Below are 16,585 nucleotides of genomic sequence, written 5' to 3' on the forward strand. Positions count from 1 at the left end.
CCCGAGTTCCCGGTGGCGCGCTACTCCGCCGGGCCACCCGCGTGCGGCGCGGGCTCCAGATCGAACTCGCCGTCCCGGGCGCCGAGCACGAAGGCCTCCCACTCCGCCTCCGTGTACCGCAGGACCGTCCCCGGGTCGAGCGACGACCGCATGGCCACCGCGCCCCCGGGCAGGTGCGCGATCTCGACCCGCTCCTCGTGCTGCTCGGTGCCCGGCGCGCTCTGCCATTCGGCGCCCGAGATGTCGAGGGCGTAGAGCTCGTCCTTCTCCCGCTCCTTGCGCGCCTTGACGTCGTTGTCCGCTTCCTCGGCCATGTTCCGCCGGCCCCTTCCCCACGTACGGATGAGCTGTTCCGTCACCCTAGTGGCCGGGCCCGTGCCGTCCGGGAAGGTTCGGCGACCCGGGCGGACGTATCCGGCCAGGCTGGTACCCTGTGAAACGGCCGTTTGTGTACGCACCCCCGGAGCGCTGCTCTGGAGGCCGCGCCCAGCGGATCCCCGCCTCCCGAGTTACGGAAGCTCCCCTGAGAAGTGGACCAGGGGCACTCGGTGGCAGACATGAGACTACGAGGAGTACGCGTGTCGCTCGACGCCGCTACGAAGAAGCAGATCATCAGCGAGTTCGGTCAGAAGGAGGGCGACACCGGCTCCCCCGAGGTCCAGGTCGCCATGCTCTCGCGCCGCATCTCGGACCTGACCGAGCACCTCAAGACGCACAAGCACGACCACCACTCCCGCCGTGGTCTGCTGATCCTGGTCGGTCAGCGTCGCCGCCTTCTCCAGTACCTGGCCAAGAAGGACATCCAGCGCTTCCGTGCGCTGGTCGACCGCCTGGGCATCCGCCGCGGTGCGGCCGGCGGCGCCAAGTAAGACGCCGTGAAGGGAGCGGTTCCCACATCCTGGGGACCGCTCCTTTTGCTGTATGTGCTGCCGAGGGCGCTCTCTACGTGCGGAGTGTCACCGACGCTTTGTAGTGTGGTAGCACAACGCAATACGCAGGAAACAGCACGGACGAACACAGCGTGACGACGACCCACCCGCCGGGTAGGGCGTCCCACGACAACGAACGAGGAGAAGCGCGCCTCATCGCCGCCGGTCCTCGGTAGTGGCCCCCGGGCGTCAGAGCCCCGGGTGCTTCGATCGAAGACCGGCCCGCACGAGAAGGAGCGCCTCTCCGCCACCGTCCCCCTGCCACACGGGCAGGACCGGGACGAAGACGAGGAGAAAACGCTAGTGGAGAACGAGACCCACTACGCCGAGGCCGTTATCGACAACGGTTCCTTCGGCACCCGCACCATCCGCTTCGAGACGGGCCGCCTGGCCAAGCAGGCCGCCGGCTCCGCCGTCGCGTACCTGGACGACGACACCATGGTGCTGTCGGCCACCACCGCTTCCAAGAAGCCCAAGGACCAGCTCGACTTCTTCCCCCTGACGGTGGACGTCGAGGAGCGGATGTACGCCGCGGGCAAGATCCCCGGCAGCTTCTTCCGCCGTGAGGGCCGTCCCTCCGAGGACGCGATCCTCACCTGCCGTCTGATCGACCGCCCGCTGCGTCCGTCCTTCAAGAAGGGCCTTCGCAACGAGATCCAGGTCGTCGCCACGATCATGGCGCTCAACCCCGACCACCTGTACGACGTCGTGGCGATCAACGCCGCCTCCGCGTCCACGCAGCTCGCCGGTCTTCCCTTCTCCGGCCCGGTCGGCGGCGTCCGCGTCGCGCTGATCAACGGCCAGTGGGTCGCGTTCCCGACGCACACCGAGCTCGAGGACGCCGTCTTCGACATGGTCGTCGCCGGTCGCGTCCTGGAGGACGGCGACGTCGCGATCATGATGGTCGAGGCCGAGGCCACCGAGAAGACCATCACGCTCGTCCAGGGTGGCGCCGAGGCGCCGACCGAGGAGGTCGTGGCCGCCGGTCTCGACGCCGCGAAGCCCTTCATCAAGGTCCTGTGCAAGGCGCAGTCGGACCTCGCCGCGAAGGCCGCCAAGCCGACCGGCGAGTTCCCGATCTTCCTGGACTACCAGGACGACGTCTTCGAGGCCCTGACCGCCGCGGTCAAGAGCGAGCTCGCCCAGGCGCTCACCATCGCCGGCAAGCAGGACCGCGAGGCCGAGCTGGACCGCGTCAAGGAGATCGCCGCCGAGAAGCTGCTCCCGCAGTTCGAGGGTCGCGAGAAGGAGATCTCCGCCGCGTACCGCGCGCTGACCAAGAAGCTGGTCCGCGAGCGCGTCATCAAGGACAAGGTCCGCATCGACGGCCGTGGCGTCACGGACATCCGTACGCTGGCCGCCGAGGTCGAGGCCATCCCGCGCGTGCACGGCTCGGCGCTGTTCGAGCGTGGCGAGACCCAGATCCTGGGCGTCACCACCCTCAACATGCTCCGCATGGAGCAGCAGCTGGACACCCTCTCCCCGGTGACCCGCAAGCGCTACATGCACAACTACAACTTCCCGCCGTACTCCGTCGGTGAGACGGGCCGCGTCGGCTCCCCGAAGCGCCGCGAGATCGGCCACGGCGCGCTCGCCGAGCGCGCGATCGTGCCGGTCCTGCCGACCCGCGAGGAGTTCCCCTACGCGATCCGTCAGGTGTCCGAGGCCCTCGGCTCCAACGGCTCGACGTCCATGGGCTCGGTCTGCGCCTCGACGATGTCGCTGCTCAACGCCGGTGTGCCGCTGAAGGCCGCCGTCGCGGGCATCGCCATGGGTCTCATCTCCCAGGAGATCGACGGCCAGACGCACTACGTCGCCCTCACCGACATCCTCGGTGCGGAGGACGCCTTCGGTGACATGGACTTCAAGGTCGCCGGCACCAAGGAGTTCGTGACCGCCCTCCAGCTCGACACCAAGCTGGACGGCATCCCCGCCTCCGTCCTGGCCGCGGCCCTCAAGCAGGCCCGCGACGCCCGCCTCCACATCCTCGACGTGATGATGGAAGCGATCGACACGCCGGACGAGATGTCCCCGAACGCCCCGCGGATCATCACCGTCAAGATCCCCGTGGACAAGATCGGTGAGGTCATCGGCCCCAAGGGCAAGATGATCAACCAGATCCAGGAGGACACCGGCGCCGACATCACGATCGAGGACGACGGCACCATCTACATCGGTGCCGCCCAGGGTTCGCAGGCCGAGGCCGCGCGCGCCACGATCAACTCGATCGCCAACCCGACCATGCCGGAGGTCGGCGAGCGCTACCTGGGCACCGTCGTGAAGACGACGACCTTCGGCGCGTTCGTGTCGCTGCTCCCGGGCAAGGACGGTCTGCTGCACATCTCGCAGATCCGCAAGCTCGCCGGCGGCAAGCGCGTGGAGAACGTCGAGGACGTCCTCGGTGTGGGCTCCAAGGTCCAGGTCGAGATCGCCGAGATCGACTCCCGCGGCAAGCTCTCCCTGATCCCCGTGATCGAGGGCGAAGGCGACGACGACAAGAAGGACGACACCGACCAGTGACGTCGAGTAGCTCCACGACGACGGCCCGCACCTCCTCGGAGGCGCGGGCCGTCGCCCGTACCCAAACCCTCATCAAGGGCACGAACGGTATCGGGACGGTCCGCAAGACCACCCTGCCCGGCGGGCTGCGCGTCGTCACCGAGACGCTCCCCTCCGTGCGCTCCGCCACGTTCGGCATCTGGGCGCACGTGGGCTCCCGCGACGAGACGCCGTCCCTGAACGGCGCCACGCACTACCTGGAGCACCTGCTCTTCAAGGGCACGAGCCGCAGGTCCGCGCTGGACATTTCCTCGGCGATCGACGCGGTCGGCGGCGAGATGAACGCGTTCACGGCCAAGGAGTACACGTGCTACTACGCACGCGTGCTCGACACCGACCTGCCGCTGGCCATCGACGTCGTCTGCGACATGCTCACCGGCTCGCTCATCCTCGAGGACGACGTCAACGTCGAACGCGGCGCCATCCTCGAAGAGATCGCGATGACCGAGGACGACCCGGGCGACTGCGTGCACGACCTGTTCGCGCACACCATGCTCGGCGACACCCCTCTCGGCCGTCCGGTCCTCGGCACCGTCGACACCGTCAACGCCCTCACCGCGGACCGCATCCGCCGCTTCTACAAGAAGCACTACGACCCGACGCACCTCGTCGTCGCCTGCGCGGGCAACGTCGACCACAACAAGGTCGTACGCCAGGTCCGTGCCGCCTTCGAGAAGGCCGGCGCCTTCAAGAACGCGGCGGCGGCCCCCATCGCCCCGCGCGACGGCCTGCGCACGATCCGCACCGCGGGCCGCGTCGAGCTCCTCGGCCGCAAGACCGAACAGGCCCACGTCGTCCTCGGCATGCCGGGCCTGGCCCGCACCGACGAGCGCCGCTGGGCCCTCGGCGTCCTGAACACCGCCCTCGGCGGCGGCATGTCCTCGCGCCTGTTCCAGGAGGTCCGCGAGAAGCGCGGCCTGGCCTACAGCGTGTACTCGTACACCTCGGGCTTCGCCGACTGCGGCCTCTTCGGCGTGTACGCGGGCTGCCGCCCGAGCCAGGTCCCCGACGTCCTCAAGCTGTGCCGCGACGAGCTCGACCAGGTCGCCGAGCACGGTCTCTCGGACGACGAGATCGGCCGTGCCATCGGCCAGCTCCAGGGCTCCACGGTCCTCGGCCTGGAGGACACCGGCGCGTTGATGAACCGCATCGGCAAGAGTGAGCTGTGCTGGGGCGAGCAGATGTCGGTCGACGACATGCTCGCCCGGATAGCGTCGGTCACCCCGGACGAGGTCCGCTCCGTCGCCCGGGACGTCCTCGGACAGCGGCCCTCGCTGGCGGTCATCGGCCCGGTCAAGGACAAGCAGGCGTCCCGGCTGCACGACGCGGTCGCGTAAATCCCGTCTCGGTAAGGAACGAAGCAATGAGCAAGCTGCGCGTGGCGGTCCTCGGTGCCAAGGGCCGGATCGGAGCCGAGGCGGTACGAGCCGTCGAGGCCGCCGAGGACATGGAGCTGGTGGCCGCGCTGGGCCGCGGTGACAAGCTGGAGACGCTGGTCGAGGCCGGCACCCAGGTCGTGGTCGAGCTGACCACCCCGGCCTCGGTGATGGGCAACCTCGACTTCTGCGTCCGGCACGGCATCCACGCCGTGGTCGGCACCACCGGCTGGACCGAGGAGCGGCTCGCGCAGCTCGGCACCTCGCTCGCCGCCTCCCCGGAGACGGGCGTGCTCATCGCGCCCAACTTCTCCATCGGAGCCGTCCTGACGATGAAGTTCGCCGAGGTCGCCGCCCCGTACTTCGAGTCCGTCGAGGTCGTCGAGCTGCACCACCCGAACAAGGTGGACGCACCCAGCGGCACCGCCACGCGCACCGCTCAGCTCATCGCCGCGGCCCGCGAGCGCGCGGGCCGCGCCCCGCAGCCCGACGCCACGGTGACCGCCCTGGACGGCGCCCGCGGCGCCGACGTCGACGGCGTCCCCGTGCACGCGGTCCGGCTGCGCGGCCTCCTGGCCCACCAGGAGGTCCTGCTCGGCGGCGAGGGCGAGACCCTGACCATCCGCCACGACTCCCTCCACCACAGCAGCTTCATGCCGGGCATCCTGCTCGGCGCCCGCCGCGTGGTGACCACCCCGGGCCTCACCTTCGGCCTGGAACACTTCCTCGACCTCGGCTGAGCCGGGTCCGTACGACAGTTAGCCGGCAGACATGCGCGCGAAGATCACCTATGCCATCACGGCCGCCGTCCTGGTCGTCTATTTCGTCCTGGTCGGCAGCCGGGGGGTGCTGCTCATCCAGAACGGCACCCTGATCACCGTCACCTTCGGTGTCGCGGTGCTCATCCTGCCGGTCATCGGCGTCTGGTTCCTCTGGCAGAACACGCAGTTCGTCCGGAAGGCCAACAGGCTCGCCGCCGTGCTCGACTCCGAGGGCGGACTGCCCGTGGACGAGCTGCGGCGCACCGAGGGCGGCCGTATCGACCGCGACTCGGCCGACGAGGTCTTCGCCCGCCGCAAGGCCGAGACCGAGGACGCCCCGGACGACTGGCGCAACTGGTTCCGGCTCGCCGTCGCCTACCACGACGCCCGGGACACCCCGCGCGCCCGCAAGGCCATGCAACGGGCCATCGCCCTCCACGAGGGCAGGACCCTGGAGGCCTGATCAGCACGCATGACGAAGGGGCCGGTCCGCGCACACGCGCGGACCGGCCCCTTTCGTGATGTCCCGGCCTCAGGCCCGGCGGTACTCGTCGGCCCACACCTCGACGACGTCCGCCGCCCGGTCGAAGGCCTCGGCACGCGCCAGGAAGTCGGCGTTGTGCGTGGTCATCAGCGGCGGTACGTCCCCGGGGGAGCGGTCCGCGGTCACCAGGGTCAGGGCCTGGCCCTGCACCGTGCGCGGCAGCCCCAGCCAGCGCACCGGCTGCTGGGCCGTGCGCACCGCCACGACCCGCTTCCACGGCGTCGTCCGGGTGACGAAGAAGCCCACCTGGCGCACTCCACGGGCGCTGACCCACACCCCCATGCGCAGCAGACGCAGCGCGCACAGGATGACGGCCGTCGCGGCGGCCATGCAGGCGGCGGCGCCGGACAGCGTCCCGGCGACGGCGATGATCACGGCCGCGACGAGCACGTACGAGGCGAGCAGCAGGACCAGCGCGGCCGCGCCCACCCGCCACGGGCCGGGGCGGTAGGGGCGCCGCCAGCGGTCGCGGTCGTCGAAGGGCAGCGCGACATCCTCCGCCGTCTCGTCAAAGGCGCGGTCCGCCGTCAAAAAGGGCAGGGGCACGACTGATCCTCACTCGATCCACGCATGGGCTGTGCCCGGTGAGGTTATCGAGCCGGTTGCGTGCTCACCACCCTTGGGGGGCCGGAAGGGTCAGCGGCCGTCCGACGCCACGGAATGCTGCGTCTGAGCAGGTGACCCATCCTGTGACAGGGCGGGCATTCCGAGGACCAGGGCTCCGGCGAGCCCGGCCATCAGGGTGAGACCGAAGAGCAGCCGGCCGGCTATCTGCCCGGCGGAGGACCGCTCGCGGGGCGGGGGAGCGACATTGCTGAGGAACTGGTCGGCTTCGGCGGTGAAGGCGAACGGGACGGGCGCGCTGGGGGCACCTCCCGGCGGTGGCTGGGGGAGGGACATGGGCGGTGCTTCTCCTCTGGGGGCTTGCCGGACGCGGTGGCCCGGTGAACCGGACGTCCGGGGTGATCCGGGCGACCGGGGGTGATCCGATGACAAGCGACGCGAACCGCTCGAACGCATCGCTCTCACTCATACAGACGGGCGAACGTTACAAGAGGTGCCCGGAATCACCGAATTCGCCGAAGTTCGCCGATGAATGTCGCGGCCCGCACGGAACGCCCGGTTGGGTCCGGCGGGGCGGATGCCGAGCCGTAGAGTGGTCGCCGCCCGAGCCAGTGATGGGAAGGACCCTCCGCACCGTGACCGACAACCCGGCCGACGACTTCAAGCTCTTCTTCCGCAGCGATGTCACCGTCGAGCTGATCAAGCACACGGCCTCCGACGCCGACGTGCTGTTCGCCGCCCGTGTCTCCACCGCAGGCGAGCAGTCGCTGGAGGAGCTTCAGAAGGACCCGGAGCGCTCCAAGGGTCTGATCAACTACCTGATGCGGGACCGCCACGGCAGCCCCTTCGAGCACAACTCGATGACCTTCTTCGTCAGTGCCCCGATCTTCGTGTTCCGCGAGTTCATGCGGCACCGCGTGGGCTGGTCGTACAACGAGGAGTCGGGCCGCTACAGGGAGCTGGAGCCGGTCTTCTACGTTCCTGGCGAGGACCGCAAGCTGGTCCAGCAGGGGCGTCCCGGCAAGTACGAGTTCGTCCAGGGCACCGCGGAGCAGCACCGGACCGTCACCGCGGCCATGGAGGAGTCCTACCGGCAGTCCTACGCCGCCTACCAGGAGATGCTGGCCGCCGGCGTCGCCCGTGAGGTCGCCCGGGCCACCCTGCCGGTCGGTCTCTTCTCCTCGATGTACGCCACCTGCAACGCGCGTTCCCTGATGCACTTCCTCGGGCTGCGCACCCAGCACGAGCTCGCCAAGGTGCCGTCGTTCCCGCAGCGGGAGATCGAGATGGTCGCCGAGAAGATGGAGGCCGAGTGGGCCCGGCTCATGCCTCTCACGCACGCGGCCTACAACGCCAACGGGCGCGTGGCGCCGTAACACGCCACCGCGCACCGGTCCGGCACAGATGTACGGATCAGCCGAGCGAAGTGTCCGTATTGCGGCATTTCGAGAAGTTCATCTAGCCTGATCAAACGGACCCGGCACTGCTTGAACCCCCGAGCAGGCAGTGCCGGGTTCCACCTTTGTCATGCTTTGTCGTGCCCCCCGACGGCAGACCACGCGGTGAGCAGCGAGTAGCGTATTACCCATGGCTCCGACCTCCACTCCGCAGACCCCCTTCGGGCGGGTCCTCACCGCCATGGTCACGCCCTTCACGGCGGACGGCGGACTCGACCTCGACGGCGCTCAGCGGCTCGCGACCCACCTGGTGGACGCAGGCAACGACGGCCTGATCATCAACGGCACCACCGGTGAGTCCCCGACCACCAGCAACGCGGAGAAATCGGAGCTCGTGCGGGCCGTGCTGGAGGCGGTGGGCGACCGCGCCCACATCGTCGCCGGCGTCGGCACGAACGACACCCGCCACAGCATCGAGCTCGCCCGCGACGCCGAGCGCGCCGGCGCGCACGGCCTGCTCACCGTCACGCCGTACTACAACAAGCCCCCGCAAGAGGGCCTGTACCGCCACTTCTCGGCCATCGCCGACGCGACCGAACTGCCGGTCATGCTCTATGACATCCCCGGCCGCAGCGGCGTACCGATCAACACCGAAACCCTGGTGCGACTCGCCGAGCACCCGCGTATCGTCGCCAACAAGGACGCCAAGGGGGACCTCGGCCGAGCCAGCTGGGCGATCGCCCGCTCCGGCCTCGCCTGGTACTCGGGCGACGACATGCTGAACCTGCCGCTGCTCTCCGTCGGCGCGGTGGGCTTCGTCTCCGTGGTCGGTCACGTCGTCACCCCTGAACTGCGCGCGATGCTCGACGCGTATCTCTCGGGGGACGTCCAGAAGGCCACAGAGATCCACCAGAAGCTGCTTCCCGTCTTCACCGGCATGTTCCGCACCCAGGGCGTCATGACGACCAAGGCCGCGCTCGCCCTCCAGGGCCTGCCCGCCGGTCCGCTCCGCGCCCCGATGGTCGAACTGTCGCCCGAGGAGACCACCCAGCTCAAGATCGATCTTGGCGCCGGCGGGGTAGAGCTCTAACCACAGACTTCACAACTGAATACGCATGATCCGCAGGCCATGGGCCTGCACCCCACACAACAGCTACTGCACGAACGTCACGCACGCCACGTGCCTCGCGAGGTACGTGGCGTGCGTGGTGAGGAGAGTCTTTTGAGTCATCCGCATCCTGAACTCGGCGCACCGCCGGCCCTCCAGAAGGGCGGCCTGCGGGTCACCCCGCTCGGCGGCCTCGGCGAGATCGGCCGGAACATGACGGTCTTCGAGTACGGAGGCCGCCTCCTGATCGTCGACTGCGGAGTGCTCTTCCCCGAGGAGGAGCAGCCCGGAATCGACCTGATCCTGCCGGACTTCACGTCCATCAGAGACCGCCTCGACGACATCGAGGGCATCGTGCTCACGCACGGCCACGAGGACCACATCGGCGGCGTCCCGTTCCTCCTGCGCGAGAAGCCGGACATCCCGCTGATCGGCTCCAAGCTGACCCTCGCGCTCATCGAGGCCAAGCTCCAGGAGCACCGCATCCGGCCCTACACGCTCGAAGTGGCCGAGGGCCACCGTGAGCGCGTGGGTCCCTTCGACTGCGAGTTCGTCGCGGTCAACCACTCCATCCCGGACGCCCTCGCGGTCGCCATCCGCACCCCCGCGGGCATGGTCGTCCACACCGGCGACTTCAAGATGGACCAGCTCCCGCTGGACGGCCGCCTCACCGACCTGCACGCGTTCGCCCGGCTGAGCGAGGAAGGCATCGACCTTCTCCTCTCGGACTCCACGAACGCCGAGGTCCCGGGATTCGTCCCGCCCGAGCGCGACATCCAGAACGTGCTGCGCCAGGTGTTCGCCGGTGCCAGCAAGCGGATCATCGTGGCGAGCTTCGCCAGCCATGTGCACCGCATCCAGCAGATCCTCGACACGGCCCACGAGTACGGCCGCAGGGTCGCCTTCGTCGGCCGCTCGATGGTCCGCAATATGGGCATCGCGCGCGACCTCGGCTATCTGAAGGTTCCGCCGGGCCTGGTCGTCGACGTCAAGACGCTCGACGACCTGCCGGACCACGAGGTCGTCCTCGTCTGTACGGGTTCCCAGGGCGAGCCGATGGCGGCCCTGTCCCGGATGGCGAACCGCGACCACCAGATCCGGATCGTCCAGGGCGACACGGTGATCCTGGCGTCGTCGCTGATCCCGGGCAACGAGAACGCGGTCTACCGCGTGATCAACGGCCTGACCCGCTGGGGCGCCAAGGTCGTCCACAAGGGCAACGCCAAGGTGCACGTCTCGGGTCACGCCTCCGCGGGCGAGTTGCTGTACTTCTACAACATCTGCAAGCCGCGGAACCTGATGCCGGTCCACGGCGAATGGCGCCACCTGCGCGCCAACGCCGAGCTGGGTGCCCTGACCGGTGTCCCGCACGACCGCATCGTGATCGCCGAGGACGGCGTCGTCGTCGACCTCGTCGAGGGCAAGGCGAAGATCTCGGGCAAGGTCCAGGCCGGTTATGTCTACGTCGACGGTCTCTCCGTCGGTGACGTGGGTGAGCCCACGCTCAAGGACCGCAAGATCCTCGGCGACGAGGGCATCATCTCGGTCTTCGTGGTGATGGACGCCAGCACCGGCAAGCTCACGGGCGGCCCGCACGTGCAGGCACGCGGTTCGGGCATCGACGACGCCGTCTTCGCCGACGTCATCCCGAAGATCACCGAAGTGCTGGAGCGGTCGGCCCAGGACGGTGTGGTCGAGGCCCACCAGTTGCAGCAGCTGATCCGTCGCACGCTGGGCAAGTGGGTGTCCGACACCTACCGCCGGCGCCCGATGATCCTTCCGGTCGTCGTCGAGGTCTGACCTCTCGTCAGGCCGTGACCAGGAGCGGGCCGCCTCGATTTGCATCGGGGCGGCCCGCTCCAGTACGTTTACGTCTCCGCCTGAACGGGAAACCCGAAGCCTCGTGCCTCGGAGCCGGTCCCCGAACGGGGCGGGAATTCCGACTCAGAGAATCTGATAAAGTCGGAGTCGCCGGAAAGGGAAACGCGAAAGCGGAAACCTGGAAAGCGCCGAGGAAATCGGATACGGAAACGGTCTGGTAGAGTCGGAAACGCAAGACCGAAGGGAAGCGCCCGGAGGAAAGCCCGAGAGGGTGAGTACAAAGGAAGCGTCCGTTCCTTGAGAACTCAACAGCGTGCCAAAAATCAACGCCAGATATGTTGATACCCCGTCTCCAGCCATCATGGCTGGGGCGAGGTTCCTTTGAAAAAGTCCTGCCCCTTTGGGGTAGGCGCACAGCGAGGACGCTGTGAACCGAGGGATTATTCCTCCCTCTGGTTCCGCTCTCGTGTGTGTTCCACCGGATTACCGGTAAACATTCACGGAGAGTTTGATCCTGGCTCAGGACGAACGCTGGCGGCGTGCTTAACACATGCAAGTCGAACGATGAACCACTTCGGTGGGGATTAGTGGCGAACGGGTGAGTAACACGTGGGCAATCTGCCCTTCACTCTGGGACAAGCCCTGGAAACGGGGTCTAATACCGGATAACACTCCTGCCCGCATGGGTGGGGGTTAAAAGCTCCGGCGGTGAAGGATGAGCCCGCGGCCTATCAGCTTGTTGGTGAGGTAGTGGCTCACCAAGGCGACGACGGGTAGCCGGCCTGAGAGGGCGACCGGCCACACTGGGACTGAGACACGGCCCAGACTCCTACGGGAGGCAGCAGTGGGGAATATTGCACAATGGGCGAAAGCCTGATGCAGCGACGCCGCGTGAGGGATGACGGCCTTCGGGTTGTAAACCTCTTTCAGCAGGGAAGAAGCGAAAGTGACGGTACCTGCAGAAGAAGCGCCGGCTAACTACGTGCCAGCAGCCGCGGTAATACGTAGGGCGCAAGCGTTGTCCGGAATTATTGGGCGTAAAGAGCTCGTAGGCGGCTTGTCACGTCGGGTGTGAAAGCCCGGGGCTTAACCCCGGGTCTGCATTCGATACGGGCTAGCTAGAGTGTGGTAGGGGAGATCGGAATTCCTGGTGTAGCGGTGAAATGCGCAGATATCAGGAGGAACACCGGTGGCGAAGGCGGATCTCTGGGCCATTACTGACGCTGAGGAGCGAAAGCGTGGGGAGCGAACAGGATTAGATACCCTGGTAGTCCACGCCGTAAACGGTGGGAACTAGGTGTTGGCGACATTCCACGTCGTCGGTGCCGCAGCTAACGCATTAAGTTCCCCGCCTGGGGAGTACGGCCGCAAGGCTAAAACTCAAAGGAATTGACGGGGGCCCGCACAAGCAGCGGAGCATGTGGCTTAATTCGACGCAACGCGAAGAACCTTACCAAGGCTTGACATACACCGGAAAGCATTAGAGATAGTGCCCCCCTTGTGGTCGGTGTACAGGTGGTGCATGGCTGTCGTCAGCTCGTGTCGTGAGATGTTGGGTTAAGTCCCGCAACGAGCGCAACCCTTGTTCTGTGTTGCCAGCATGCCCTTCGGGGTGATGGGGACTCACAGGAGACTGCCGGGGTCAACTCGGAGGAAGGTGGGGACGACGTCAAGTCATCATGCCCCTTATGTCTTGGGCTGCACACGTGCTACAATGGCAGGTACAAAGAGCTGCGAAGCCGTGAGGCGGAGCGAATCTCAAAAAGCCTGTCTCAGTTCGGATTGGGGTCTGCAACTCGACCCCATGAAGTCGGAGTTGCTAGTAATCGCAGATCAGCATTGCTGCGGTGAATACGTTCCCGGGCCTTGTACACACCGCCCGTCACGTCACGAAAGTCGGTAACACCCGAAGCCGGTGGCCCAACCCCTTGTGGGAGGGAGCTGTCGAAGGTGGGACTGGCGATTGGGACGAAGTCGTAACAAGGTAGCCGTACCGGAAGGTGCGGCTGGATCACCTCCTTTCTAAGGAGCATCTAGGCCGCCGGGCTTGCTCGGTGGTCCAGGGCCATTACGTCGGCACACGTTCGACGGTGGTTGCTCATGGGTGGAACGTTGATTATTCGGCACTTTCAGTCATCTCGGGCTGCCAGTACTGCTCTTCGGAGCGTGGAAAGCTGATCACGAGTGGCGAGGGTGTCGGGCACGCTGTTGGGTGTCTGAAGGTACGGCCGATCATGGCTGCCTTCAGTGCCGGCCCCAGTACACTCACTGGTTTTCAGTGGGGTGATGGGTGGTTGGTCGTTGTTTGAGAACTGCACAGTGGACGCGAGCATCTGTGGCCAAGTTTTTAAGGGCGCACGGTGGATGCCTTGGCACCAGGAACCGATGAAGGACGTGGGAGGCCACGATAGTCCCCGGGGAGCCGTCAACCAGGCTTTGATCCGGGGGTTTCCGAATGGGGAAACCCGGCAGTCGTCATGGGCTGTCACCCATACCTGAACACATAGGGTATGTGGAGGGAACGCGGGGAAGTGAAACATCTCAGTACCCGCAGGAAGAGAAAACAACCGTGATTCCGGGAGTAGTGGCGAGCGAAACCGGATGAGGCCAAACCTCAAGCGTGTGAGACCCGGCAGGGGTTGCGCTTGGGGGGTTGTGGGATCTCTCTTTCACAGTCTGCCGGCTGTGAGGCGAGTCAGAAACCGTTGATGTAGGCGAAGGACATGCGAAAGGTCCGGCGTAGAGGGTAAGACCCCCGTAGTCGAAACATCAACGGCTCGTTTGAGAGACACCCAAGTAGCACGGGGCCCGAGAAATCCCGTGTGAATCTGGCGGGACCACCCGCTAAGCCTAAATATTCCCTGGTGACCGATAGCGGATAGTACCGTGAGGGAATGGTGAAAAGTACCGCGGGAGCGGAGTGAAATAGTACCTGAAACCGTGTGCCTACAAGCCGTGGGAGCGTCGGGCAAGCACTTGTGCTTGCCTCGTGACTGCGTGCCTTTTGAAGAATGAGCCTGCGAGTTTGCGGTGCGTTGCGAGGTTAACCCGTGTGGGGAAGCCGTAGCGAAAGCGAGTCCGAATAGGGCGATTCAGTAGCGCGCTCAAGACCCGAAGCGGAGTGATCTAGCCATGGGCAGGTTGAAGCGGCTGTAAGAGGTCGTGGAGGACCGAACCCACCAGGGTTGAAAACCTGGGGGATGACCTGTGGTTAGGGGTGAAAGGCCAATCAAACTCCGTGATAGCTGGTTCTCCCCGAAATGCATTTAGGTGCAGCGTCGTGTGTTTCTTGCCGGAGGTAGAGCACTGGATAGGCGATGGGCCCTACCGGGTTACTGACCTTAGCCAAACTCCGAATGCCGGTAAGTGAGAGCGCGGCAGTGAGACTGTGGGGGATAAGCTCCATGGTCGAGAGGGAAACAGCCCAGAGCATCGACTAAGGCCCCTAAGCGTACGCTAAGTGGGAAAGGATGTGGAGTCGCAGAGACAACCAGGAGGTTGGCTTAGAAGCAGCCACCCTTGAAAGAGTGCGTAATAGCTCACTGGTCTAGTGATTCCGCGCCGACAATGTAGCGGGGCTCAAGCGTACCGCCGAAGTCGTGTCATTGCAGCAATAGGGCCAACGCCCGCTGTGATGGGTAGGGGAGCGTCGTGTGCCGGGTGAAGCCGCGCCGGAAGGCAGTGGTGGACGGTTCACGAGTGAGAATGCAGGCATGAGTAGCGATACACACGTGAGAAACGTGTGCGCCGATTGACTAAGGGTTCCTGGGTCAAGCTGATCTGCCCAGGGTAAGTCGGGACCTAAGGCGAGGCCGACAGGCGTAGTCGATGGATAACCGGTTGATATTCCGGTACCCGCTGTGAAGCGTCAAACATCGAACCAGGCGATGCTAAGTCCGTGAAGCCGCCCCGGAGCCTTCGGGCAAAGGGGAGTGGTGGAGCCGACGGACCAGACCTGTAGTAGGTGAGTGATGGGGTGACGCAGGAAGGTAGTCCATCCCGGGCGGTGGTTGTCCCGGGGTAAGGGTGTAGGCCGTGTGATAGGCAAATCCGTCACACATTAAGGCTGAGACCCGATGCCGAGCCGATTGTGGTGAAGTGGATGATCCTATGCTGTCGAGAAAAGCCTCTAGCGAGTTTCATGGCGGCCCGTACCCTAAACCGACTCAGGTGGTCAGGTAGAGAATACCGAGGCGTTCGGGTGAACTATGGTTAAGGAACTCGGCAAAATGCCCCCGTAACTTCGGGAGAAGGGGGGCCATCACTGGTGATTGGATTTACTCCATGAGCTGGGGGTGGCCGCAGAGACCAGCGAGAAGCGACTGTTTACTAAAAACACAGGTCCGTGCGAAGCCGTAAGGCGATGTATACGGACTGACGCCTGCCCGGTGCTGGAACGTTAAGGGGACCGGTTAGTCACTCTTCGGGGTGGCGAAGCTGAGAACTTAAGCGCCAGTAAACGGCGGTGGTAACTATAACCATCCTAAGGTAGCGAAATTCCTTGTCGGGTAAGTTCCGACCTGCACGAATGGCGTAACGACTTCTCGACTGTCTCAACCATAGGCCCGGTGAAATTGCACTACGAGTAAAGATGCTCGTTTCGCGCAGCAGGACGGAAAGACCCCGGGACCTTTACTACAGTTTGATATTGGTGTTCGGTTCGGCTTGTGTAGGATAGCTGGGAGACTGTGAAGCTCGGACGCCAGTTCGGGTGGAGTCGTCGTTGAAATACCAGTCTGGTCGTGCTGGATGTCTAACCTGGGTCCGTGATCCGGATCAGGGACAGTGTCTGATGGGTAGTTTAACTGGGGCGGTTGCCTCCTAAAGAGTAACGGAGGCGCCCAAAGGTTCCCTCAGCCTGGTTGGCAATCAGGTGTTGAGTGTAAGTGCACAAGGGAGCTTGACTGTGAGACCGACGGGTCGAGCAGGGACGAAAGTCGGGACTAGTGATCCGGCGGTGGCTTGTGGAAGCGCCGTCGCTCAACGGATAAAAGGTACCCCGGGGATAACAGGCTGATCTTCCCCAAGAGTCCATATCGACGGGATGGTTTGGCACCTCGATGTCGGCTCGTCGCATCCTGGGGCTGGAGTCGGTCCCAAGGGTTGGGCTGTTCGCCCATTAAAGCGGTACGCGAGCTGGGTTTAGAACGTCGTGAGACAGTTCGGTCCCTATCCGCTGTGCGCGTAGGAATATTGAGAAGGGCTGTCCCTAGTACGAGAGGACCGGGACGGACGAACCTCTGGTGTGCCAGTTGTCCTGCCAAGGGCATGGCTGGTTGGCTACGTTCGGGAGGGATAACCGCTGAAAGCATCTAAGCGGGAAGCCTGCTTCAAGATGAGTATTCCCACCCCCTTGAGGGGTTAAGGCTCCCAGTAGACGACTGGGTTGATAGGCCAGATCTGGAAGCCCGGTAACGGGTGGAGGTGACTGGTACTAATAGGCCGAGGGCTTGTCCTCAGTTGCTCGCGTCCACTGTGTTGGTTCTGAAACCACGAACAACCCCACGTTTGTCACAGAGCGTGGTG

11 protein-coding genes and 2 rRNA genes are annotated in these 16,585 nt (G+C 65.3%); 10 read left to right on the forward strand and 3 right to left on the reverse strand.

Annotation, left to right across the window (positions count from 1 at the left end; genetic code table 11):
* Window positions 1-20: 20 nt before the first annotated feature.
* Window positions 21-314, reverse strand: a complete 294-nt coding sequence (locus WJM95_RS24465) for a DUF397 domain-containing protein (RefSeq protein WP_339131946.1) — start codon at window positions 312-314, stop codon at window positions 21-23.
* 264 nt (window positions 315-578) lie between these two features.
* On the opposite strand from WJM95_RS24465, the gene rpsO reads away from it, so the two are divergent.
* The 5 genes from rpsO to WJM95_RS24490 all read left to right on the forward strand — a co-directional run bounded on the left by rpsO (window position 579) and on the right by WJM95_RS24490 (window position 6,088).
* Complete coding sequence (rpsO, locus tag WJM95_RS24470; protein ID WP_339131947.1) at window positions 579-869, forward strand: 30S ribosomal protein S15; 291 nt, start codon at window positions 579-581, stop codon at window positions 867-869.
* A 363-nt stretch (window positions 870-1,232) separates the two neighbouring features.
* Window positions 1,233-3,449 carry a polyribonucleotide nucleotidyltransferase gene (locus WJM95_RS24475; protein ID WP_339131948.1) on the forward strand — a complete coding sequence of 739 codons (2,217 nt, stop codon included), beginning with the start codon at window positions 1,233-1,235 and terminating at the stop codon, window positions 3,447-3,449.
* Window positions 3,446-4,825, forward strand: coding sequence for a pitrilysin family protein (locus WJM95_RS24480; protein WP_339131949.1), 1,380 nt, complete (start codon window positions 3,446-3,448; stop codon window positions 4,823-4,825). Before WJM95_RS24475 ends, WJM95_RS24480 begins: the two co-directional genes overlap by 4 nt.
* A gap of 26 nt (window positions 4,826-4,851) precedes the next feature.
* Window positions 4,852-5,604, forward strand: coding sequence for a 4-hydroxy-tetrahydrodipicolinate reductase (gene dapB / locus WJM95_RS24485; RefSeq protein ID WP_339131950.1), 753 nt, complete (start codon window positions 4,852-4,854; stop codon window positions 5,602-5,604).
* Between the two features lie 31 nt (window positions 5,605-5,635).
* Window positions 5,636-6,088 carry a hypothetical protein gene (locus tag WJM95_RS24490; RefSeq protein WP_339131951.1) on the forward strand — a complete coding sequence of 151 codons (453 nt, stop codon included), beginning with the start codon at window positions 5,636-5,638 and terminating at the stop codon, window positions 6,086-6,088.
* 69 nt (window positions 6,089-6,157) lie between these two features.
* Here WJM95_RS24490 and WJM95_RS24495 read toward each other — a convergent pair whose 3' ends face one another.
* Window positions 6,158-6,715 carry a hypothetical protein gene (locus tag WJM95_RS24495; RefSeq protein WP_339131952.1) on the reverse strand — a complete coding sequence of 186 codons (558 nt, stop codon included), beginning with the start codon at window positions 6,713-6,715 and terminating at the stop codon, window positions 6,158-6,160.
* A gap of 90 nt (window positions 6,716-6,805) precedes the next feature.
* A complete protein-coding gene (locus WJM95_RS24500) occupies window positions 6,806-7,069 on the reverse strand; it encodes a hypothetical protein (RefSeq protein WP_339131953.1) in 264 nt (87 codons plus the stop codon).
* 299 nt (window positions 7,070-7,368) lie between these two features.
* Here WJM95_RS24500 and thyX point away from each other — a divergent pair, with 299 nt between their 5' ends.
* The 5 genes from thyX to WJM95_RS24525 all read left to right on the forward strand — a co-directional run bounded on the left by thyX (window position 7,369) and on the right by WJM95_RS24525 (window position 16,517).
* Complete coding sequence (thyX, locus tag WJM95_RS24505; RefSeq protein ID WP_339131954.1) at window positions 7,369-8,109, forward strand: FAD-dependent thymidylate synthase; 741 nt, start codon at window positions 7,369-7,371, stop codon at window positions 8,107-8,109.
* A 211-nt stretch (window positions 8,110-8,320) separates the two neighbouring features.
* A complete protein-coding gene (gene dapA / locus WJM95_RS24510; protein WP_339131955.1) occupies window positions 8,321-9,220 on the forward strand; it encodes a 4-hydroxy-tetrahydrodipicolinate synthase in 900 nt (299 codons plus the stop codon).
* A 132-nt stretch (window positions 9,221-9,352) separates the two neighbouring features.
* Window positions 9,353-11,038 (forward strand): ribonuclease J, encoded by a 1,686-nt coding sequence (locus tag WJM95_RS24515; RefSeq protein WP_339131956.1) that lies wholly within the window; start codon window positions 9,353-9,355, stop codon window positions 11,036-11,038.
* Between the two features lie 517 nt (window positions 11,039-11,555).
* Window positions 11,556-13,081: ribosomal RNA gene (locus tag WJM95_RS24520) — 16S ribosomal RNA — on the forward strand.
* A 315-nt stretch (window positions 13,082-13,396) separates the two neighbouring features.
* Window positions 13,397-16,517, forward strand: a 23S ribosomal RNA gene (locus WJM95_RS24525).
* The 16S and 23S rRNA genes sit together here, the layout of an rRNA operon.
* The last annotated feature ends 68 nt before the right edge of the window (window positions 16,518-16,585 follow it).

This window comes from Streptomyces sp. f51 (genome assembly GCF_037940415.1).
Lineage (GTDB): Bacteria > Actinomycetota > Actinomycetes > Streptomycetales > Streptomycetaceae > Streptomyces.